Source organism: Pseudarthrobacter defluvii (assembly GCF_030323865.1).
GTDB lineage: Bacteria > Actinomycetota > Actinomycetes > Actinomycetales > Micrococcaceae > Arthrobacter > Arthrobacter sedimenti.
Window position 1 is genome coordinate 2,127,389 of record NZ_CP066362.1, and the last position, 21,262, is coordinate 2,148,650.

Genomic DNA, 21,262 nt, shown 5'->3' on the forward strand with positions numbered 1-21,262 from the left:
CCAGTTTCCCGTTTCCGGGGGCCGCATACCAAAACGAAGAAGCAGCCCGACCGGAACGGACGCACCCGCCGGGCCGGTCTAGCATGAGGTCATGCAGTGGCAGCAGGACATCCTGGGCGGGGACTTTGAGTCCCATTCCTTTGTGGCCACCGGACCTGATGGTGTGGAGCGGACCGCAACCCTGGTACGGCTGCGGCCCGACCCGGACAGGGCCGCAGCCAACGGCCGCCGCGGTGCAGTCCTGTTCCTGCACGGCTGGAGCGACTATTTTTTCAATGTGGACCTGGCACGGTTCTGGGCCGGGGCGGGATACGACTTCTACGCCCTGGACATGCACAACCACGGCCGCAGCCTGCGCCCGGAATCACCTGGTGGGTATGTGGCGGACCTCGCGGCATATGACGCCGAGATTGAAGAAGCGCGGCGCATCATCCGCACCGAAGGCGCCCCCGGCCCCCTGGCCTTGATGGGCCATTCCACCGGCGGACTGGTGGCAGCCCTCTGGACCAGCCGCCACCCGGGAGACGTCTCGCTGTTGGTCCTCAACAGTCCGTGGCTGGAGATGCACGGCAGCTCCCTTGTGCGGCGTGCTGCGGCCGGCATGGTGCGGCCGGTGGCCCGTCTCCGGCCCCAAACAGTCCTGCGCCTGCCCGAACGCGGCCATTACTGGCGCACCATCAGCAGCGCTGCCGACGGCGAGTGGCCGCTTGACGAGCGCTACCGGCCCCGGATGGCGTTCCCTGTGCGGGCAGGGTGGCTGAGGGCGGTATTGGCAGGGCATGCGCGGGTGGCACGCGGACTGGCAATCGAAGCGCCGATCCTGGTCCTGCTCTCCAAGGGGAGCGCGAACGGGCTGCTGTGGTCCGAGGAAATGCGCCGCGCCGATGCCGTCCTGGACGTCAATACCATCAGCGCCCGGGCGCTGACCCTGGGCCGCACCGTAACCCTTGAGCGGATTGACGGCGCGCTGCACGACGTCTTCCTCTCCCCCGAGCCGATCCGGTCCGATGCCTACTCAAGGCTGGCCCGTTGGCTGCGCGCGTACGGGTGAGGCTATTCCGCTTGGAGGCCCGCCGGGGAATCGTGCCGGACATCCGCGGGAGCAGCAGCGGCATCCACGGCACCCCCGTAGCGGCGGTCCCTGCGGGCATATTCCTCGACGGCGGCCCAGAGTGTCCGCCTGTCCACATCCGGCCACAGCGTGTCCATGAAGACGAACTCAGCGTAGGCGGACTGCCAGAGGAGGAAGTTGGACAGCCGCTGCTCGCCGGAGCTGCGCAGGAAGAGGTCCACATCCGGCAGGTCAGGCTCGTCGAGGTATTTCTGGATGGTCCGTTCCGTAATGGCACCGGGCTTCAGCTTGCCCGCTGCCACGTCGGCAGCAATGGCGGACACGGCATCGGTGATCTCAGCCCGGCCGCCGTAATTAACACACATGGTCAAATTACAGGTGCTGTTGCCTGCCGTGAACTCTTCGGCCTCTTCCAGCTCCCGGATCACCGAACCCCAGAGCTTCGGGCGCCGGCCGGCCCAGCGGACGCGCACTCCCCAGTCATCGAGCTGGTTCCGCTGCCTTCGCAGCACGTCCTTGTTAAATCCCATTAGGAAGCGGACTTCTTCGGGCGACCTCCGCCAGTTCTCTGTGGAGAAGGCGTACACGCTGACGTACTCAATGCCCAGCTCGATGGCTCCGGCCATGACGTCAAGCAGCGCGGGCTCCCCCGCCTTGTGCCCCTCGATCCGGGGCAGGCCCCGCTGGTTGGCCCACCGTCCGTTGCCGTCCATCACGATGGCCACGTGCCGCGGAATGAACTCAGCCGGAATGGAGGGAGCCACCGCACCGGAAGGGTGCGGGTAGGGGGCCACCACGGGATGGGTCCGCCTGCGGGCTGCATTGTTCTTTTTTCCCAGGGCCACTGTCAGCTACGCTCCACATGTTTGAGGGATTTCAGTACTCGTTCCAGATGCCACTGCAGGTATGCGGCCACCAGCCTCGCCGCTTCCTTGCGGTGCTGGGCCTGGGAAGCGTCCGCCGTCGTCCAGTCCCCGGTCAGCAGCGCAGCCAGCAGGATGACAGTCTCGGGCGCAGGGGCGGGTGACCCCGGCGGGCGGCACTGTGCGCAGACCATGCCGCCCAGGGGCGCGGAGAACGCCGTGTGCGGGCCGGGCAGGCCGCAGCGCGCGCAATCGGTGAAACTGGGCGCCCACCCGCCGGTAGCCAGCGCGCGCAGCAGATAGGAGTCCAGGATGAGGCCGGCGGCATGCTCGTCCCGGCTCAACGCGGCGAGGGCCCCCACCAGCAGGTTGTACTGGGCGGTGCCGGCCTCGCCGTCCACATCCGTGAGTTTCTCCGCCGTCTCGGTCATCGCTGCGGCAACCGTGTACCTGCCGTAGTCCGCGGCGATACTTCCACCATAGGCACCTTTGGCGACGGCCTGGGTCACGATGTCCAGTGTGCGTCCCGAGACCAGTTGGAGGTCCGCCACCATGAAGGGTTCAAGCCGGGCACCGAAACGGCTGCTGGTGCGGCGCACACCCTTGGCGACGGCCCGGACCTGCCCATGGTGCTTGGTCAGGAGGGTGATGATCCTGTCCGCCTCGCCCAGCTTGTGGGTACGGAGCACCACGGCGTCATCCCGGTACGCACGGGAGGCGAAAGACTGTTGGGGCACGCTCTATCTTCCCATCCTGCGCGGCAGGATGCTGCCAAGGCGTGGTGGCGCCGCCGGTTGAAGCGGCGCCACCAGCTACCGGTGTCAGGCCTGTGCGTCCCGGATGGCGCGGTTGACTGCCGAGATGACGGCCTTGAGGGAGGACATGCTGGTGTTGGCATCGATCCCTACGCCCCACAGAACCCGCTCCCCCACGGCACACTCAACATAGGCGGCGGCCATGGCGTTGCCGCCTTCGGACAGCGCGTGCTCGCTGTAGTCCAGCACCCGGACGTCGACGCCGTCCTCGTGGAGGATGTTCAGCAGGGCCGCAATGGGACCGTTGCCGGTGCCGGTGCGGCTTACCTGCGCACCGTCAATGGCGAGGGACGCGTGCAGCGTCATGCCGCCGTCGGCATCCGTTTCCGTCTTGACGCCGCCCAGGGAGTAGCGTCCCCACTGCCCGTCAGCCTGCCCGGACGGCAGGTATTCGTCCTGGAAGATCTGCCAGAGCTGCGCGCCGCTGACCTCCCCGCCCACGGTGTCGGTGCGGCGCTGGATGACGCCGGAGAACTCAATCTGTGCGCGGCGCGGCAGGTCCAGGCTGTGCTCGTTCTTCAGCAGGTAGGCCACGCCGCCCTTGCCGGACTGAGAGTTCACGCGGATCACGGCTTCGTAGCTGCGGCCCAGGTCCTTCGGGTCCACCGGCAGGTACGGCACCTGCCAGGTGAACTCGTCCACGGCCTTGCCTGCTGCAGCGGCGTCGCGCTCCAGGGCTTCGAAGCCCTTCTTGATGGCGTCCTGGTGGGAGCCGGAGAAAGCGGTGAACACCAGGTCTCCACCGTACGGCGACCGCTCCGGGACTGGCAGCTGGTTGCAGTACTCCACGGTGCGGCGGACGTCGTCGATGTTGGAGAAGTCGATCATGGGGTCGATGCCCTGGACGAACAGGTTCAGGCCCAGGGTGACCAAGTCGACGTTGCCGGTGCGTTCGCCGTTGCCGAAGAGGCAGCCTTCGATGCGGTCGGCACCGGCCATGTAGCCCAGTTCGGCCGCGGCAACACCGGTGCCGCGGTCATTGTGCGGGTGCAGGGACAGGATGATGCCTTCGCGCGGGTGCAGGTGCCGGCTCATCCATTCGATGGAATCCGCGTAGACGTTGGCCGTGGCCATCTCCACGGTGGCGGGCAGGTTGATGATCACCTGGCGGTCCGCTGAGGCTTCAAAGACGTCGGCGACGGCGTTGCACACCCGGACCGCGTACTCCAGTTCGGTGCCGGTGAAGGACTCCGGCGAGTACTCGTAGGTCACGTGCGTGTCCGCCAGGGTTTCCTCGTACTTTTTGCACAGGCGGGCGCCCTGGAGTGCGATGTCCAGGATGCCGTCCTGGTCCTGGTTGAAGACCACGCGCCGCTGCAGCACGGAGGTGGAGTTGTAGAGGTGGACGATGGCCTGCTTGGCGCCCACCAGGGACTCGTAGGTCCGTTCGATCAGGTGTTCGCGCGCCTGCGTCAGGACCTGGATGGTGACGTCGTCCGGGATGTGGTTGCCCTCGATGAGCTGGCGGACAAAATCGAAGTCCGTCTGGGACGCGGACGGGAAGCCGACCTCGATCTCCTTGTAACCCATGCGGACCAGCAGGTCGAACATCTTCATCTTGCGGGCCGGGCTCATGGGGTCGATCAGGGCCTGGTTGCCGTCGCGCAGGTCCACCGCGCACCAGCGCGGGGCCTTGGTGATGACCTTGTCCGGCCAGGTGCGGTCCGGGAGTTCAACCTTGATCTGGTCCTGGAACGGCGTGTACCGGTGGGCAGGCATTCCTGAGGGCTTCTGTGCGTTTCGCATGACGTTCGTGGCCTTTTCTATCGATCTTCAGTGAAAGGGTGGCCGGGCAACACAAACTCCGCAGCGAGGGTGGGCCGTGCGCTAGATAGCGTCTGTGGCCTCGCCGCGGCAGCTAAGGAGAAGGAGCTCTGCACGCACTCTTTGAGGGTAACACGGGTGCGTAAGATGAAAGGGCACTACCGTCCGTAAAGTCCAGCATGCAGACGCCTCGGGTGTTCCGCCCGGCAGCGGCGTTCCAGCAAAAGGAGTTGCAGTGCCCATTTCGGGGATCGATCTGTCCACCATTGATCACACAGTCCGGCCGCAGGATGACCTGTACCAGCACGTCAACGGCGCGTGGCTGAAAGCAACCGAGATTCCCGACGACCGGCCCCTGGAGGGAACCTTCACCGCGCTCCGCGACGGGTCGGAGATCGCTGTCCGGGACATCATCGAGGAGGCTGCGGCCAAGGGAGCGGACGCCACCGGGATCGAGCGGAAGATCGGCGACCTTTACAACAGCTTCATGGATGAGGCCGCTGTTGAGGGCAAGGGCATGGAGCCCATCCGCGCGCGGCTGGCCGAGGTGTTTGCCACCGGCTCGGTACCGGATCTCATCGCACTGGCGGGCCGGTTGTTCCGCGCGGACGTGGGCGGATTGTTCTACATCTACCCTGCCCCCGACGCGGGCAACCCGGACAGGGTCCTGCTGTACACCGGTCAGGGCGGCCTGGGCCTGCCCGACGAGTCGTACTACCGGGAGGAGAAGTTCGCTCCCATCGTTTCCGCCTACACCGCGCATGTGGAGAAGATGTTCGAACTCGCCGGAGTGGCCGATCCCCAGGGCGCAGCCGGCCGGGTTGTGCAGCTGGAGACGAAGCTTGCATCCCACCACTGGGACAACGTCACCCTGCGTGATCCGCAGAAGACCTACAACCTGAAGACGGCGGAAGAAGCCAGCGAGCTCTTCCCGCTCCTGGGCACCTGGTTCGATGCTGCCGGAATCGATGCCGACAAGCGGGCGGAAATCGTGGTGAGCACTCCTGACTTCTTTACCGGCGCGGCTGGACTCCTGAATGAGGTCCCCGTGGAGACCTGGCAGGAGTGGCTGGCCATGCGGGTCATCAGCGGTGCCGCTCCCTATCTGTCCTCAAGCTTCGTGGACGCCAACTTTGCCTTCTACGGCACCACCATCAGCGGCACGCCCCGCAACAAGGACCGGTGGAAGCGGGGCGTCGCCGTCGTCGAAGCCGCCCTGGGTGAAGCCGTCGGTCAGATCTACGTGGCACGCCACTTCCCCGAGACCCACAAGGCGCGCATGCAGACCCTGGTGGCGAACCTCATCGAGGCCTACCGCCGCAGCATCACCGGGGTGGGCTGGATGGGCGAGGACACCAAGGCCGAGGCCCTGCGCAAGCTGCAGGCCTTCCGGGCCAAGATCGGCTACCCGGACAAGTGGATCGATTACTCCGCTGTGGAGATCGACCCCAACGACCTCCTCGGCAACGTGGAACGGGCACACAACGCCGACGTCGACCGGCACCTGGATGAGGTGGGCAAGCCCGTGGACCGGACCAAGTGGCTGATGACGCCGCAAACCGTCAACGCCTATTACCACCCGATGATGAACGAGATTGTGTTTCCGGCCGCCATCCTGCAGCCGCCGTTCTTTACCGCCGACGCCGACGACGCCGTCAACTACGGCGGCATCGGCGCCGTCATCGGGCACGAAATCGGCCACGGCTTTGACGACCAGGGCTCGCAGTTCGACGGCGGCGGAGCCCTCCGCAACTGGTGGACGGACCAGGACCGCCAGGCTTTCGAGGCCCTGACGGCGCGGCTCGTGGCCCAGTATGACGCCCTGTCCCCCACCGCCGCGCCGGGCCACCACGTCAACGGACGACTTACGCTCGGTGAAAACATCGGCGACCTGGCAGGCCTGACCATCGCCTACAAGGCGTACCAGATCAGCCTCGACGGCAAGGAACCGGAAGTCCTGGACGGGCTGACGGGGCAACAGCGCTTCTTCGCGTCCTGGGCGGCGGGATGGCGCCAGGTGATCCGGCAGGAAGAGGCCATCCGCCGGCTTGCCACCGATCCCCACTCCCCCAATGAGTTCCGGACCAACGCGATCGCGAAGAACCTGGACTCCTTCCACGAGGCGTTTGAGGTCACTGGGGACGACGGAATGTGGATGCCGGCCGCCGAGCGCGTCAGCATCTGGTAGCCAAATAAAAGTTGGGCCCCGCCTGTACGGCGGGGCCCAACTTCTTGCCGGTGAACTGTCACCGTCGCGGGGGAACTGTTACTACCGTACGATCAGCTCAGGGTTGGCCTGCTGGCAGACTTTGTCGCCCGCAGTCTGGTTGACGATGTCTTGCGGCAAAGCGGGTGCAGTTCCGCCGCCGGCTCCTGCTCCGTAGGTGGTGCCGCTGGTGAAGTCGCTGCCGACGTAGACCTGCACGCCCGATACCCCCGGTGCGGGAATCATGAGGGTGGCCGGAATCCCCAGCAGCGCGGCGACGTCGGCCGCAACGTCGGCGAAGCCGTTGCCGTAATACACGGCTGTCTTAGCCACCGGCTGGGCGAGGAACTGGCCGGTCTGCGTGAAGCCGCCGGCAACCAATGCCTGAACGATCTCCTGTGCGCGGCCGCTGACGCCGCTTCCGTTGGCGACAGTGACGGGCTGGATGGCCTTGTTGTAGGGCGGCACCGGCGGAGTGGTCTCAGTCGGCACCGGAGACGGCGTTGCCGTTTCGCTGGGCGACGGCGAGGCGGGCGCGGTGGGATCGGTGAGGTCCACGTTCTTCCGCAGCGCCGAGAACAGCTGTGCACCCGCAGGCTCCGCGATGACCAGCCGGTTGGGATCAACCGGCGCCGGCGTGGTGGGCACCGCCACGAAGGCCACCTTGCTGATGTCGATGTTCTTGAGCCGGGTACCGATGGTCAGCAGGGTGGGAACGGAAGCAAGCCCGTCATCAACGGTCAGGTTCTGGGTCACGACGTCGGCGATCTTCAGCATCTTCGCCGGGTCGGACAGCGTTCCTTCATCCTTGATCTTGCGGGTCAGCGACGACAGGAAGCCCTGCTGCGCCTTGATCCGCCCCAGGTCGCCGCCGTCGGCAAAGGCGTGGCGGGTCCGGAGGAACGCAAGTGCCATTTCGCCCTGTACCGAGGATGTTCCTGCGGGCAGGCGCAGCCGGGAATCGGGATCGTAAACGGCGTCGCTGATGCAGACGTCGACTCCGCCCACGGCGTTGGACAGCTCCTTCACGGCATTGAAGTCGGCCATCATGAAGTGGTCCACCTGCATGCCGGTGAGCTTGTTGACGGTGTCCACGGCGCAACCTATGCCGGCCTCGCTCATGGCCTCGTTGATCATCACACCGGTGCGGGCCGGGTAGTCCTTGCCGGTCTTCTTGTCCTTGCAATCGGGAATATCCACCAGCAGGTCACGCGGGAAGCTGATGACGTTGACGCGCTTGTTGTCCTCGGAGATATCCATCAGCATCATCACGTCCGACTTGCCGTAGCCGGTGGAATCGTCACTGGTTCCGTACTCCGAGTTCTTCCCGTCGCGGGTATCGGAGCCGAGAATCAGGATCTGCAGCCGGCCGGTGGCATCGTTCCCGGCGGCTTCGGTGTTCTCCCCGCCGGCGTTCAGCGGCGCCTTGGAGATGTTGTTCTGGAGCCGGAAAAACCAGAATCCGCCGAAAGCGATCGCGGCCACGAGGACCAGTGCCACCACGCCGGTGAGGGCCTTCAGCCATAACGGCATCCCGCGCAGGGGGCCCAGATGGCGGGCAGCACCAACGGCACCGCCGTTTGCGTGGCGGGATACCGGTCCCGTCCCGGATGACAGGTCAGCCTCGTTGTCGCGTCCATCGCGGCCTGGATCCACCTGGTGAACCTTCCTCTAAATACGAAATCCGGTCCATTTTAGTGGTCCAGTGTGGAGAACGTGCCGGCGCGCTCCGCCGAACGCCTTCATCGTAGGTCAGAAACCCAGTTTGACCAGCTGTTTCGGGTCGCGCTGCCAGTCTTTGGCCACCTTGACGTGAAGATCCAGGTAGATCCGTGTGCCCAGCAGGGCTTCGATGCCTTTGCGGGCGTTGGTTCCCACTTCCCGCAGCCGGCTGCCACCCTTGCCGATGATGATGGCCTTCTGGGATGGCCGCTCCACGTAGAGGTTGACGCGGACGTCCAGCAGGGGGTTGTCGTCCGGCCGGTCCTCCCGGGGGACGATCTCCTCCACCACCACGGCCAGGGAGTGCGGAAGCTCGTCCCGGACCCCCTCCAGGGCGGCTTCGCGGATGAGTTCGGCAACCATGACCGCTTCAGGCTCGTCGGTCAGTTCACCGTCAGGATACAGGGGCGGCGACGGCGGCATGTGGCTGATCAGGACGTCGGCGACCGTTTCCACCTGGAAGCCGTCGGCAGCGGAGACCGGAACAATGTCCTTCCAGCCGTCCTCCCCCAGCACCTCGCGTCCCAGGGCGGCCACGGCGAGGAGTTGTTCAGTCAGCGCCTGCTTGTCCACGAGGTCTGCCTTGGTGACGATGGCGATCACCGGCTTGCGCCCGACGGCGGCAAGCTGGGCCGCGATGAATTTGTCGCCGGGGCCGATTTTTTCGTTTGCCGGCAGGCAGAAACCGATGGCGTCCACCTCCGCCAGCGTGTCCGCAACGAGGTCGTTCAAGCGCTTTCCGAGGAGGGTGCGGGGACGGTGCAGCCCCGGCGTATCCACGAGGATCAGCTGGGCGTCGTCACGGTGCACGATGCCCCGGATGGTGTGCCGCGTGGTCTGCGGCTTGGCAGAGGTGATGGCCACCTTCTTGCCCACGAGGGCATTGGTCAGCGTGGACTTGCCCGCGTTGGGCCTGCCAACCAGGACCGAGAACCCGGCGCGGAAGCCGCCGAAGTCGTCCGGTAGTTCGGCCTTATTTTTCTTGCTCACGTGGAACTCCCTGCTGGGTTGCTTCGGCCTCTTCCAGGAGGCCTTCAAGGTCAGTCTCTACTCTTGGTACGGGCGCCGCAATGATGTGGCTGACGCGGTTCCGCCGGCCCTCCAGCCGTTCCGCCCGCAGGGATACGCCCTGCACTTCGACAGTGCTGCCCACGATCGGGACGCGGCCAAGCGCCTTGGCGAGCAGGCCGCCCACGGTGTCCACTTCGTCGTCGTCAATCTCCAGGTCGAACAGCTCGCCGAGGTCATCGATGCCCATCCGGGCGCTCACCCGGTAGGAGCCGTCGTCCAGTGCCACCGCTTCCGCGCTCTCGGTGTCGTATTCGTCCACGATTTCACCCACGATTTCCTCGATCAAGTCCTCAAGGGTCACAAGCCCGGCCGTACCGCCGTACTCGTCGATGACGATGGCCACGTGGGTGGATTCCTTTTGCAGTTCGCGCAGGAGGTCGCTGACGGGCTTGGACTCGGGCACGTAGCGGACCTCCCGGGCGAGGGACTCCACCAGGGGTGGTTCCTGGTTCGCGCCCAGCTGGTGGATGACGGCCGCAACGTCCTTGAGGTAGACGATGCCCAGGATGTGGTCGGTGTTTTCGTTGATGACAGGGATCCGGGAGTAGCCGGAGCGCAGGAAGAGGGACATTGCCTGGTGCAGGCTGGAGCCGGCGTCGATGCTGACGATGTCGGTCCTGGGTACCATGACGGCCCGCACCAGGGTGTCACCGAAGTCGAACACCGACTGGATCATCTCCGCCTCGGTGTCCTCGATCATGTCGGACTCACTGGCCCGGTCCACGAGTTCACGGAACTCCTGCTCGCTGAAGAAGGCGTCGTCACCGCCGGGAGCTCCGGGCGCTGCTGAGCTGCCGATGGCGACCAGCCAGCCCGGAACCGGTCCCAGCACGCTGGTGAGGAACCGGACCATCGGGGCGGTGAAGCGGACCACCGCTGTGGAGTGCAACCGTCCGAGCTGCCGGGGTGACACTCCCACGATCACAAAGCCCAGGAGGGCCATGATGCCGGTGGCCACCAGGCCGGCGAGCCACACATTGTCCAGCAGATTGGCGATCAGCACCGCGACGGCGACAGCGGAGGCCATCTCGAACCAGACGCGCCAGAACCGCAGGGCCCGGGTGTGGGCCACGGGTTCGGCCAGGATGCGGCGCATGGCCGTGCCGCGGCTCCGGTGCAGTGCCTCTTCGGCGTCGTGGCGGGGAAGGAAACTGAAGGCGGCCTCGGCCGCGGTCAGCACGGCCGCGACGGCCAGGAAAACCAGTGCCACCGCGACCAGGAGCAGTTGCGTCACTGGGTTGTCTCGGCGGGGGCTTCTTTGCCGGTGAAGCCGGACAGGAGTTCGCGCTGGAGCCCGAACATCTCCGCTTTCTCTTCCGGCTCGGCGTGGTCGTAGCCCAGCAGGTGCAGGATGCCGTGCGTGGTCAGCAGCAGCATCTCGTCCTGGAGCGAATGGCCGGCGTTCCGGGCCTGGACCTTGGCCACCTGCGGGCAGATGGCGATGTCGCCCAGCATCCCCTGGGGCGTGGGCCGGTCCGGGGTCCCGGGTGTCAGCTCGTCCATGGGGACCGAGAGCACGTCCGTGGCGCCAGGTTCATCCATCAGCTCGATGTGCAGCTTCTCCATGGCGGGTTCGTCCACGAGGAGAATGGAGAGTTCGGCCTGCGGGTGGATGTAGAGCTGTTCAAAGATGTACCGCGACAGGGCAACGAGCTCGGATTCCTCCACCTGGATGCCGGACTCGTTGTTGACCTCGATGCTCACGCGTGTTCCCCCCGTTTTTCCCTGCCGGCTGAGTGCTTGACCCGGTTGCGCTGGGTTTCGTCCCAGATGCTGTAGGCGTTGACAATGTCTCCCACGAGCCGGTGCCGCACAACATCGGCGGCGTCCAGGACGGAGAAGCTGACCCCGTCGATGCCTTGCAGGATTTCCTCAACGATCCGCAGCCCGGACCGCGTCCCGAACGGCAGGTCCACCTGGGTGACGTCCCCCGTGACCACCATCTTGGATCCGAATCCAAGCCGGGTGAGGAACATCTTCATCTGTTCCGGCGTGGTGTTCTGGGCCTCGTCGAGGATGATGAAGGCGTCGTTGAGGGTTCGCCCGCGCATGTAGGCCAGGGGCGCCACCTCGATGGTGCCGGCGGCCATGAGCCGCGGGATGGATTCGGGGTCCATCATGTCGTGCAGGGCGTCATAGAGCGGCCTGAGATAGGGATCGATCTTGTCGCTGAGCGTGCCGGGCAGGAACCCCAGCCGCTCCCCCGCCTCCACTGCGGGGCGCGTGAGGATGATCCTGCTGACCTCTTTTTGCTGAAGCGCCTGGACCGCCTTCGCCATGGCCAGATAGGTCTTACCCGTACCGGCGGGCCCGATGCCGAAGATCACCGTGTTGGCGTCGATGGCATCAACGTAGTTCTTCTGGTTGAGGGTTTTGGGCCGGATGGTCCTGCCGCGGCTGGAGAGGATGTCGTGGGTGAGCACGTCCACGGGATTCTGCAGCGACTGGGTGCGCAGCAGCGACACCAGCTGCTGCAGTACCGCCGGCGTGATGACAGTGCCCCGGGCCACCAGGCCGCGGACCTCCTGGAGGAGCCGCATGATCCGGGGGACGTCCGTGACGGGGCCGCTGATGGACAGTTCGTTGCCGCGGGCGTGGAAGTTGACGTCGGGAAACTGCTCTTCAATGAAGCGAAGCGCCTCATCGTGGCTGCCAAGTGATTGAACCATCTGGTCGGTGTTCTCAAAGAGGACAACTTCGGTCCGGGTGCCGGGCATGGAGTGGGGAAATTCCCCCGGACTGCCTTCGCCCGTGTTGAGCCGGCGCTTACCATTTGCTGATTCAGTCATGGTGTTGGCCCGCAGGCCCGTGGTCCCCTCGAAGATCGACATCACTTGTTTGCGTTTGGCTGATGCCGGGGCCCGTTGCGCGGTGCTCCCTGCCCAGCGATCCCTTTATCTTACGCCAGCACCGGTATGGAGCAGATACCCGGCTCAACGGGAGCGGCCGCTCCACCCATGAAACCGTGCCGGGCACGGCGTTAGGTATCAACTTCATATCGGCCTCATATCGTTCCAGTTGCAGTTGGCCGGAAGGAGGCGCAGAGCAGCTGACCGCGCGCACCGCTGTGCAATGCTGGAAATCCAGCATCTGCTGGGACGCCAGGCCGCCAGGGGGATCGGCCCGCCACGCCAGGAAAGGACAAGGGCAGGACAGTGCCGGAAACCTCTGTGCCCAAAAGGGCAGGACGACCCATGGGCCGCCTGCGCCCGGCCGTCCTTGCAGGGATGCTGGTGCTCGTTCCGGTCCTGGCTGGCTGCACTGCCGAGGGCGGGCCTTCACCTGCAGGCACCACCGCCTCGATCCCCGCCTCAGGGGGCACCATGCCGGACGCGCCCTCCACCAGCGCCCCGCTGGAAACCACCCAGTCCTCCAACAAGGCGCCGGTTTACTGGATTGGCCGCAGCGGCGCGAGCATTTTCCTTTACCGCGAATTTCGCGACGTCCCGGAGCAGGACAACCCGGTCACCCGGGCCCTGCGCGCCATGATGTCGGAAAAGCCCCTGGACCCTGATTTCTTTACGCCCTGGCAGAACCCGGGCAAACTGGCCACGTCCATTTCGGGCAAGGATGTCATCACCGTCGATGTCTCCGCCGACGCCTTCAACAGCAACCTCGACGCAGACATGGCGGCCCGGGCCATCCAGCAGCTGATCTACACGGCCACCGCGGCCGCCGCCAGTTCCGGGCTGATCGACACCGGTCAGCAAATCCGGGTCCGGATCCTGGTGGACGGCCACACTGACTACGTCGCGTTCGGAAAGATCCAGCTGGGCGCACTCATGACGCGGGCAGCAGGCCTCGTGGCACCGGTATGGATCATCGACCCCCAGGAAAACGCTGAGGTGCCGGGCGGCAGCGTGAAGATCACCGGGCGCAGCACCTCACCTGGGGCAAAGCTCCACTGGCAGCTGCTTCGGGCCGGGGACGGCGGCAGCAAAGCGCCCTTCCTGAATGGGGAAACCACGGCAGGTACAGAGCAGGGACAGGCGGGCGTCTTCACGCTTGCCCTCAACCTGCCGCCAGGCGACTACGAGCTGCGCGTAGCGCAGGCCGGCTCCAGCGGAGAGCCGGACAAAAACGAGGACACGAGGTCCCTTAAGGTCAGGTAGTGGTCCAGCGGCCAAGGATGTCGCTGGCAAGCACGACGGCGGCCGGGCCGGCTGTGGAGGACCGCAGGACATGGTGCCCCAGCAGGGCCGTCACAGCGCCTTTGTCGCAGAGTTTGGTTACTTCCCGCGGGCTGATGCCGCCCTCCGGGCCTACGATCAGCAGAATTTCACGGGGGCCGGCACCTGCACTCCCCTGCCATGCCTCCAGGACGGTACGCAGCGGCCGCACGGCGTCTTCATGCAGGATGACCGCCAGGTCTGCCGCCTCCACGGCGGCGGAAAGCGCCGTGGTGTCGACGGCGGCACGGACTTCCGGGAGCCAGGCACGCCGCGCCTGCTTGGCGGCCGCCGTCACGGTTGATTCCCACTTGGCGTGCGCCCGCGCTGCGCGGTCGCCCTTCCAGCGGACGATGGACCGTTCAGACTGCCAGGGAACCACCGCGTCGACGCCCAGTTCCGTGGCTGTCTCAATGGCCAGTTCGTCGCGGTCGCCTTTGGCCAAAGCCTGGACCAGCACCAGCCGGACCTCCGGCCTGTCTTCCACCGTCAGGCTGCTGCACTCCACCTCGAGCCCGGACGGTGCGGCCGAGATAACCTTTCCGGTCATCCGGGTGCCGGCGCCGTCCACGATGTCCACAGCCTCGCCCGGCGCCAGCCGCTTGACGGTGACGGCGTGCCGCGCCTCCGCCCCTTCGAGGACGAACGTGCGGCCCGGCGTCGTTGCGTCCAGGGAACCAGTGGAGGTGAAGAAGACGGGGTTGCTCACCGCTACAGGTTCCCGAACCGGTCCCGGAGCTTGGCGAACATGCCGCCGCTGGCGGCCAACTTGCCTTCGGTAATCTGCTCACCCCGGAGCTTGGCAAGTTGGCGCAGGAGGTCCTCCTGCGCGGAGTCGAGCTTGGCCGGGGTGTCCACCTGCAGATGCACCTTCAGGTCGCCGCGGCCATAGCCCCTCAGGTGGGTAACACCCAAGCCGCGCAGGGTGATGATTTCGCCTGACTGGGTTCCCGGCTTGACGTCGATCTCCTGGGTACCGTCGAAGGTTTCGAGGCTGACGTCCGTGCCCAGGGCCGCAGCGGTCATGGGGATGTGCAGGGTGGCGTGCAGGTCATCGCTTTCGCGCACGTACGTGGGGTCGTTGTTGACGCGGATCTCGACGTACAGGTCGCCCGCCGGGCCCCCTGCAGGGCCGGCCTCGCCCTGGCCGGAGAGCTGGATGCGGGTACCGGTGGCGACACCGGCGGGAACCTTGATGGTCAGCGACCGGCGGCTGCGGATGCGGCCCTGGCCACTGCATTCGTTGCAGGGATCCTTGATGACAGTGCCGAAGCCTTCGCAAGTGCCGCAGGGGGCTGCCGTCATGACCTGGCCGAGGATGGAGCGGACGGCCCGCTGGACCTGGCCGCTGCCGCCGCAGATGTCGCAGCGTTCCGGCTGGGTCCCGGGACGGCAGCAGGATCCATCACAGGTGGGACAGACCACAGCGGTGTCCACCTCGAGCTTCTTGTTGACTCCGAATACGGCGTCGCGGAGGTCGATCCGGACACTGATGAGTGCGTCCTGGCCGCGGCGGACGCGCGACGCCGGACCCGAGGCACCACCGGCGCCAAAGAAGGTGTCGAAAATGTCCTGGAACGCGAATCCCTGGCCTGCGTAACCGGCGCCGCCGAAACCGTTGTCCGTGCCGTTTTCATTGCCGGTGGTGTCGTAGATCCTGCGCTTCTGGGGATCGGAAAGGACCTCGTAGGCGTGCGTTACCGCCTTGAACCGCTCTGCAGCGTCGGCACCTGGGTTAACGTCCGGGTGAAGGGTGCGGGCCAGCTTGCGGTAGGCCTTTTTGATCTCTTCGCCCGTAGCTTCGGGTGAGACTCCAAGGACGTCATAGTGGCTGCTCAAAATTCGTGTCTCTTCCTTGTTGTACTGCGTTCAGTTGGTCGGCCAGGGCTCTTGTTTCACAGCCGGAGCAAGCTCCGGCAGCCAAGAGTCAGGGCCCCAAAATCCTCGAAAGGTAGCGGGCTACCGCCCTGACGGCGGCCATGGTGGTGGGATAGTCCATTCGGGTAGGACCGAGGATTCCCACTTTGGCTGCGCTGTCCGGACCGTAGCCGGTGGCCACCACGGAGGCCTCAGCAAGCCCGTCGTAGGGGTTCTCCCTTCCGATGCTGACAGCCACGCCCCGGTGGTCCTGGGCCATCTCGCTCAACAGCCGCAGCATCACCACCTGTTCCTCGAGCGCCTCCAGCACAGGGCCAATGCTGAGGGGAAAGTCCACATTGGACCGGGCGAGGTTGGCGGTGCCGGCCATGACCATGCGGTCTTCCCGACTGCTCTGCGCCAGCCCCTCAAGGCCGACGGCCAGCGCGTGTGCCGCCTGGCGCTGCGAGTGGGGCGTTGCAGCCACGACGGCGGGAAGGGCCTGGGCGAGGTGGCTCAGCCGGGTTCCCCCCAGGGCAGCCAGGAAACGGGTGCGCAACTCGGCCAGCGCCTCGTCGCCAAGGTCCTGGCCGACGTCCATGACGCGCTGCTCCACCTTGCCGCTGTTGGCGATGAGGACCACGAGGACCTTCCGCGGTGCCAGCAGCACGAATTCGATGTGGCGGACAAGTGCCCTGCTCAGGTGCGGGTACTGGACCACGGCCACCTGGTTGGTCAGTTGCGACAGCAGCCGAACGGTTCGGTCCAGTACGTCGTCGAGGTCGTCCGCGCCCTCCAGGAGGGTCTGGATGGCACGGCGTTCTGCAGCCGAAAGGGGCTTGACTGCCGAGATCTGGTCGACAAAGAGCCGGTAGCCCTTGTCGGTGGGGATCCGGCCGGCGCTGGTATGGGGGGCGGTGATCAGCCCCTCGTCCTCCAGCGCGGCCATGTCATTGCGGATGGTGGCGCTGGAAACGCCAAGATGATGCCGCTCCACCAGGGCCTTTGACCCAACCGGCTCGCGGGAGTGGACGTAATCCTCCACGATGGCCCGCAGTACTTCCAGTTTGCGTGGCTCGCTCACTCTCCACCTCCATCCATGGTCCGGGGCCGCCCGCCCCGCCCGGTGCCACCCGGGGGTTAGCACTCGACATGCCTAAGTGCTAACAGTCTATTATGCCTCGGCCCGTTGTTAGCATTGGTACCGCTCCGGGCGAAACTCCCGGGCTAAGGAGCTAGCGCTAGGCGGATCGATTCCATGGATTACCAGAACTGGGGCCCCCGGGGCATTTCCGCTCCCACGCGGACGGAGCTGCCCGAGGTCCCCGTGGAGCGCGGCATGGTGCTTGAGGAAGTACAGTCCGGCTGGGTGGGCGCCGTCACCCGCGTGGAGAAGTCCGGCGGAATGCACGTCGTTGCATTGGAGGACCGCCGCGGAAAGTCGCGGTCCTTCAAGCTGGGGTTCGGTTTCCTCCTCGAGGGCCAGCCCATCCGGTTGATGCCGCCGGCGCCCAAGGCGGCCGTCGGTGCTCCCGCCGGCAGGACTGCCTCCGGTTCGGTGCGCGTCTCCGGCCAGCGCGCCCAGGTTGCCAAGGCAAGCCGGATCTGGGTGGAAGGCAAGCACGACGCCGAACTGGTGGAAAAGGTCTGGGGAGACGACCTGCGCGTGGAAGGCATCGTCGTCGAGCCCCTCCACGGCATCGACGACCTGGCCGCTGCCGTCGCGGACTTCAGGCCCGGCCCGGGCCGCCGACTCGGTGTGCTGGTGGACCACCTGGTTCCCGATTCCAAGGAATCCCGGATCGCCCACGCCGTCATGGCGTCCCCGGGCGCGGCCGGCAACGTCCTGATCGTCGGGCACCCGTACGTGGACGTGTGGCAGGCAATCCGCCCTGCAGTCCTGGGCATCGAAAAATGGCCCGCCATCCCCCGCGGGCAGGACTGGAAGACCGGGATCCTCAATGCCTTCGGCTGGCCCCACGCCACGAAGGAAGACATCGGCCTCGGATGGCAGAAGCTGCTCGGTGCCGTACGCACGTACGCGGACCTCGAAGCGTCGCTGCTGGGCCGGGTTGAGGAAGTCATTGATTTCCTCACCGTGCCCTGACGGGCGGGCGACGGCCGCAAAGCCAGTATTCTTGGTAGTAGTCAGCACCAACTTGCACCTCAGAAGGACACAGACTGTGGCAGAAAACGCACGTGATCACAGGGACGGCCAGGGCCGTTCCGAGTACCATGGCGTACCCGCCAACGCCCTGCCGCTTACGGCCAGCGAAGACCGCCAATGGGCCACGCTGGCTCACTTCGGCGGAATCCTGGGGTGTATCCCGTCGCTGCTGATCTACCTGATCTTCCGCGACCGCGGGCCGTTCACCGCCCAGGAGTCCAAGGAAGCGCTGAACTTCAGCCTGCCGCCCACCATCGCCGCGGTCCTGGCCAACATCCTGGTCTTCATCCCCTACGTGGGGAACATTTTCGCGGTCATCGCCACACTGATCTGGGTGGCGCTCACGTGCTTCTCGGTGGCCGCCGGCATCCACGTCAACCGCGGCCAACCGCACCGCTACCAGTACAACCTGCGCTGGATCAAGTAGCGGCCCAGGTCAGTCCGGGAGGATGCGGCGGACCACCGCGTCTGCCAGCAGCCTGCCCTTGAGGGTCAGGACCAGGCGTCCCCGGAAAGCGGCAGCGGGCTCCACCAGGCCGCCCGCGATCAGCCCGGCCACCTCATGCCGCCCGGCAGCGCTAAGCGTTGACACCTCGAGCCCTGACTGCAGGCGCGCCTCGAGCATCACCTTTTCCAGGTTTGTGGTTTCCGCATCCAGGGTTTCCCTGCCGGCAGCCGGCGACAGCCCCTGCGACAGCCTGTTGGCATAGGCGGACGGGTGCTTGACGTTCCACCAGCGGACCCCGCCCACGTGCGAATGTGCGCCGGGGCCGATCCCCCACCAGTCGTCTCCCCGCCAGTAGGCCAGGTTGTGCCGGCACGCCTGATCCGGAGTGCGCGCCCAGTTGCTGACCTCATACCAGCCGAGCCCTGCTTCGGTGATCAGCTGGTCGGCGAGCTCGTACTTGTCGGCGTGGTCGTCGTCGTCAATTCCCGGGACTTCGCCACGGCGCATCTGGGCTGCCAGCTTGGTCCCTTCCTCGACGATCAGCGCGTAGGCGCTGATGTGGTCAGGCTGGTAGGACAGGGCCGTCTCCAGGGAGTGGCGCCAGTCGGCCAGTGTCTCCCCCGGCGTGCCGTAGATCAGGTCCAGGCTGACGGCCAGGCCGGCTTCCCGGGCCCACTGCACCACCTGCGGTACCCGGCTCGGCGTGTGGGTGCGGTCAAGGACCTTGAGGACGTGCGGAACGGCGGACTGCATGCCAAAGGACACGCGGGTGAAGCCGGCCTCCTTGAGGACGGCCAGGGATTCAGGGGTGACAGAGTCCGGGTTGGCTTCCGTGGTGACTTCGGCACCGTCCTCGATGCCCCAATGGTCAATGGCAGCGCGAAGGATCAGGGCGAGGTCATCAGCGGGCAGCAGCGTGGGCGTGCCGCCCCCAAAGAAGACAGTGCTGAGCTTCCGCTCCGGCAGGCCGGAACCTGCCAGCACGTTCGCCGCCAGCGCCACTTCCGACACCGCCGTTTGCGCATATGCGTCCTGCGAAGCACCGCCGCCGAGTTCCGTGGCGGTATAGGTATTGAAGTCGCAGTAGCCACAGCGCACCGCGCAGAACGGGATGTGGACGTACAGGCCAAATGCCCGGCCCGCCGCACCGTCCGCTGCCTGTGCAGGCAGCAGGCCGTCCGACGGCGCCGGGTCGCCGAGGGGAAGGACGCTGGGCATCAGCGCGTCCCCCGCTGCGCAGTGGTCACTTCTTCTTTGCCTTGTCCTTCGATTCGTCCGTGGTGAGGGCGGCGATGAAGGCCTCTTGCGGCACTTCCACCGTCCCCACCATCTTCATGCGCTTCTTGCCTTCTTTCTGCTTTTCCAGGAGCTTGCGCTTACGCGAGATGTCACCGCCGTAGCACTTCGCCAGTACGTCCTTGCGGATGGCCCGGATGCTTTCACGGGCGATGATTCGGGAACCGATGGCCGCCTGGATGGGCACCTCGAACTGCTGCCGCGGGATGAGTTCGCGGAGCTTGCCGGTCATCATCACGCCGTAGGCGTAAGCCTTGTCCCGGTGGGTGATGGCACTGAAGGCGTCCACCTGCTCGCCCTGGAGCATGATGTCCACCTTGACCAGGTCGGCAACCTGCTCGCCATCGGCTTTCCAGTCCAGCGATCCGTAGCCACGGGTCTTCGACTTCAGGATGTCGAAGAAGTCGAAGACGATTTCCGCCAGCGGCAGGCGGTAGCGGATTTCCACCCGGTCCTCGGAAAGGTAGTCCATGCCGCCCATGACGCCGCGGCGCGACTGGCACAGCTCCATGATGGCGCCGACGAATTCGTTGGGGGCCAGGATGGTGGCGGAAACCATCGGTTCGCGTACTTCCGCGATCTTGCCGGTGGGGTACTCGCTGGGGTTGGTCACGCGGACCACCTTTTTGTCCTCCAGCGTGACCTCGTATTCCACGTTCGGCGCAGTGGAGATGAGGTCGAGGTTGTATTCGCGCTCCAGGCGTTCGCGGGTGATCTCCAGGTGAAGGAGACCCAGGAAGCCGACGCGGAACCCGAATCCCAGTGCGGCCGACGTCTCCGGTTCGTATACCAGCGCGGCGTCATTGAGCATGAGCTTTTCGAGGGCGTCGCGGAGGACCGGGTAGTCGGCGCCGTCCAGCGGGTACAGGCCCGAGAACACCATGGGCTTGGCATCGGCGTAGCCGGGGAGCGACTCGGCGGCCGGCTTGGCCAGGTTGGTGACGGTATCGCCAACCTTGGACTGCCGGACGTCCTTCACACCGGTGATCAGGTAACCCACTTCACCGACGCCCAGGCCCTTGGAAGGTGTGGGTTCAGGCGAGCTGACGCCGATTTCCAGGAGCTCGTGCGAGGCCCTGGTTGACATCATCTGGATGCGTTCCCGCGGGTGGAGCATGCCGTCCACCACACGCACATAGGTCACCACACCGCGGTAGGTGTCGTAAACAGAATCGAAGATCATGGCACGGGCAGGACCATCGGGGTCACCCTTCGGCGCCGGCAGGTCCCGGACAATCTTGTCCAGCAGTGCTTCCACGCCAACGCCCGTCTTGCCGGACACCCGCAGGACATCTTCGGGATCGCCGCCGATCAGATTGGCCAACTCGGCTGCATACTTCTCGGGCTGCGCCGCCGGCAGGTCGATCTTGTTCAGCACCGGAATGATGGTGAGGTTGTTCTCCATGGCCAGGTAGAGGTTGGCGAGCGTCTGGGCCTCAATGCCCTGGGCCGCGTCCACCAGCAGGATTGCGCCCTCGCAGGCGGCCAGGGACCTGGACACCTCGTAGGTGAAGTCAACGTGGCCCGGGGTGTCGATCATGTTCAGTGCATAACTCACGCCGTCCACCTCCCACGGCATGCGGACAGCCTGGGACTTGATGGTGATCCCGCGTTCACGCTCGATGTCCATGCGGTCCAGGTACTGGGCCTTCATGTCGCGCGCCTGGACCACCCCGGTGGACTGCAGCATCCGGTCCGCCAAGGTGGACTTGCCGTGGTCAATATGCGCGATGATGCAAAAGTTCCGAATGATTGCCGGATCTGTCGCGGCGGGCACCGGTGCGGTGCGGGCCATGGGAGACACGCAGGGTC

18 protein-coding genes are annotated in these 21,262 nt (G+C 65.8%); 5 read left to right on the plus strand and 13 right to left on the minus strand.

Annotated elements, in window-relative coordinates; all coding sequences use genetic code 11:
• Window positions 1–91: 91 nt before the first annotated feature.
• Window positions 92–1,051, plus strand: coding sequence for an alpha/beta hydrolase (locus JCQ34_RS09805; protein ID WP_286397137.1), 960 nt, complete (start codon window positions 92–94; stop codon window positions 1,049–1,051).
• Between the two features lie 2 nt (window positions 1,052–1,053).
• On the opposite strand, the gene JCQ34_RS09810 is transcribed toward JCQ34_RS09805, so the two are convergent.
• The 3 genes from JCQ34_RS09810 to leuA form a co-directional block, all read right to left on the minus strand.
• The gene (locus JCQ34_RS09810; protein WP_286397139.1) at window positions 1,054–1,917 is read right to left on the minus strand and encodes an isoprenyl transferase; all 864 of its coding nucleotides are present in this window, start codon (window positions 1,915–1,917) and stop codon (window positions 1,054–1,056) included.
• A 2-nt stretch (window positions 1,918–1,919) separates the two neighbouring features.
• The gene (gene recO, locus JCQ34_RS09815) at window positions 1,920–2,672 is read right to left on the minus strand and encodes a DNA repair protein RecO (protein ID WP_286397142.1); all 753 of its coding nucleotides are present in this window, start codon (window positions 2,670–2,672) and stop codon (window positions 1,920–1,922) included.
• A gap of 84 nt (window positions 2,673–2,756) precedes the next feature.
• Window positions 2,757–4,496 (minus strand): 2-isopropylmalate synthase, encoded by a 1,740-nt coding sequence (gene leuA, locus JCQ34_RS09820; protein WP_286397144.1) that lies wholly within the window; start codon window positions 4,494–4,496, stop codon window positions 2,757–2,759.
• Window positions 4,497–4,749: 253 nt separating this feature from the next.
• Between leuA and JCQ34_RS09825 the strand changes: the two genes are divergently transcribed.
• Window positions 4,750–6,702, plus strand: coding sequence for a M13 family metallopeptidase (locus JCQ34_RS09825; RefSeq protein WP_286397147.1), 1,953 nt, complete (start codon window positions 4,750–4,752; stop codon window positions 6,700–6,702).
• 81 nt (window positions 6,703–6,783) lie between these two features.
• Here the strand turns inward: JCQ34_RS09825 and JCQ34_RS09830 are convergent, their stop codons facing one another.
• The 5 genes from JCQ34_RS09830 to JCQ34_RS09850 all read right to left on the minus strand — a co-directional run bounded on the left by JCQ34_RS09830 (window position 6,784) and on the right by JCQ34_RS09850 (window position 12,302).
• Window positions 6,784–8,376, minus strand: coding sequence for an LCP family protein (locus tag JCQ34_RS09830; protein WP_286397149.1), 1,593 nt, complete (start codon window positions 8,374–8,376; stop codon window positions 6,784–6,786).
• Between the two features lie 96 nt (window positions 8,377–8,472).
• Window positions 8,473–9,432, minus strand: a complete 960-nt coding sequence (era, locus tag JCQ34_RS09835) for a GTPase Era (protein ID WP_286397152.1) — start codon at window positions 9,430–9,432, stop codon at window positions 8,473–8,475.
• Window positions 9,416–10,747, minus strand: coding sequence for a hemolysin family protein (locus JCQ34_RS09840; RefSeq protein WP_286397153.1), 1,332 nt, complete (start codon window positions 10,745–10,747; stop codon window positions 9,416–9,418). The genes era and JCQ34_RS09840 overlap by 17 nt, the downstream gene beginning before the upstream one ends.
• Entirely contained in the window at window positions 10,744–11,217 is a 474-nt protein-coding gene (gene ybeY / locus JCQ34_RS09845) for an rRNA maturation RNase YbeY (RefSeq protein WP_141941473.1), read from the minus strand. Before ybeY ends, JCQ34_RS09840 begins: the two co-directional genes overlap by 4 nt.
• A complete protein-coding gene (locus JCQ34_RS09850) occupies window positions 11,214–12,302 on the minus strand; it encodes a PhoH family protein (RefSeq protein WP_286397159.1) in 1,089 nt (362 codons plus the stop codon). Before JCQ34_RS09850 ends, ybeY begins: the two co-directional genes overlap by 4 nt.
• A gap of 405 nt (window positions 12,303–12,707) precedes the next feature.
• Between JCQ34_RS09850 and JCQ34_RS09855 the strand changes: the two genes are divergently transcribed.
• Window positions 12,708–13,625, plus strand: coding sequence for a GerMN domain-containing protein (locus JCQ34_RS09855; protein WP_286397161.1), 918 nt, complete (start codon window positions 12,708–12,710; stop codon window positions 13,623–13,625).
• On the opposite strand, the gene JCQ34_RS09860 is transcribed toward JCQ34_RS09855, so the two are convergent.
• The 3 genes from JCQ34_RS09860 to hrcA form a co-directional block, all read right to left on the minus strand.
• A complete protein-coding gene (locus tag JCQ34_RS09860) occupies window positions 13,618–14,391 on the minus strand; it encodes a 16S rRNA (uracil(1498)-N(3))-methyltransferase (RefSeq protein ID WP_286397164.1) in 774 nt (257 codons plus the stop codon). The two genes, JCQ34_RS09855 and JCQ34_RS09860, sit on opposite strands and share 8 nt — an antisense overlap.
• Window positions 14,392–14,393: 2 nt before the next feature.
• Window positions 14,394–15,521, minus strand: coding sequence for a molecular chaperone DnaJ (dnaJ, locus tag JCQ34_RS09865; protein WP_286397166.1), 1,128 nt, complete (start codon window positions 15,519–15,521; stop codon window positions 14,394–14,396).
• 88 nt (window positions 15,522–15,609) lie between these two features.
• The gene (gene hrcA / locus JCQ34_RS09870; protein WP_286397168.1) at window positions 15,610–16,623 is read right to left on the minus strand and encodes a heat-inducible transcriptional repressor HrcA; all 1,014 of its coding nucleotides are present in this window, start codon (window positions 16,621–16,623) and stop codon (window positions 15,610–15,612) included.
• 174 nt (window positions 16,624–16,797) lie between these two features.
• Here hrcA and JCQ34_RS09875 point away from each other — a divergent pair, with 174 nt between their 5' ends.
• The gene (locus JCQ34_RS09875; protein ID WP_286397170.1) at window positions 16,798–17,646 is read left to right on the plus strand and encodes a DUF3097 domain-containing protein; all 849 of its coding nucleotides are present in this window, start codon (window positions 16,798–16,800) and stop codon (window positions 17,644–17,646) included.
• Between the two features lie 76 nt (window positions 17,647–17,722).
• A complete protein-coding gene (locus tag JCQ34_RS09880) occupies window positions 17,723–18,133 on the plus strand; it encodes a DUF4870 domain-containing protein (protein ID WP_056336732.1) in 411 nt (136 codons plus the stop codon).
• Window positions 18,134–18,142: 9 nt separating this feature from the next.
• Here JCQ34_RS09880 and hemW read toward each other — a convergent pair whose 3' ends face one another.
• A complete protein-coding gene (gene hemW, locus JCQ34_RS09885) occupies window positions 18,143–19,372 on the minus strand; it encodes a radical SAM family heme chaperone HemW (protein WP_286397176.1) in 1,230 nt (409 codons plus the stop codon).
• A 25-nt stretch (window positions 19,373–19,397) separates the two neighbouring features.
• Entirely contained in the window at window positions 19,398–21,254 is a 1,857-nt protein-coding gene (lepA, locus tag JCQ34_RS09890; RefSeq protein WP_286397179.1) for a translation elongation factor 4, read from the minus strand.
• Between the last annotated feature and the right edge of the window lie 8 nt (window positions 21,255–21,262).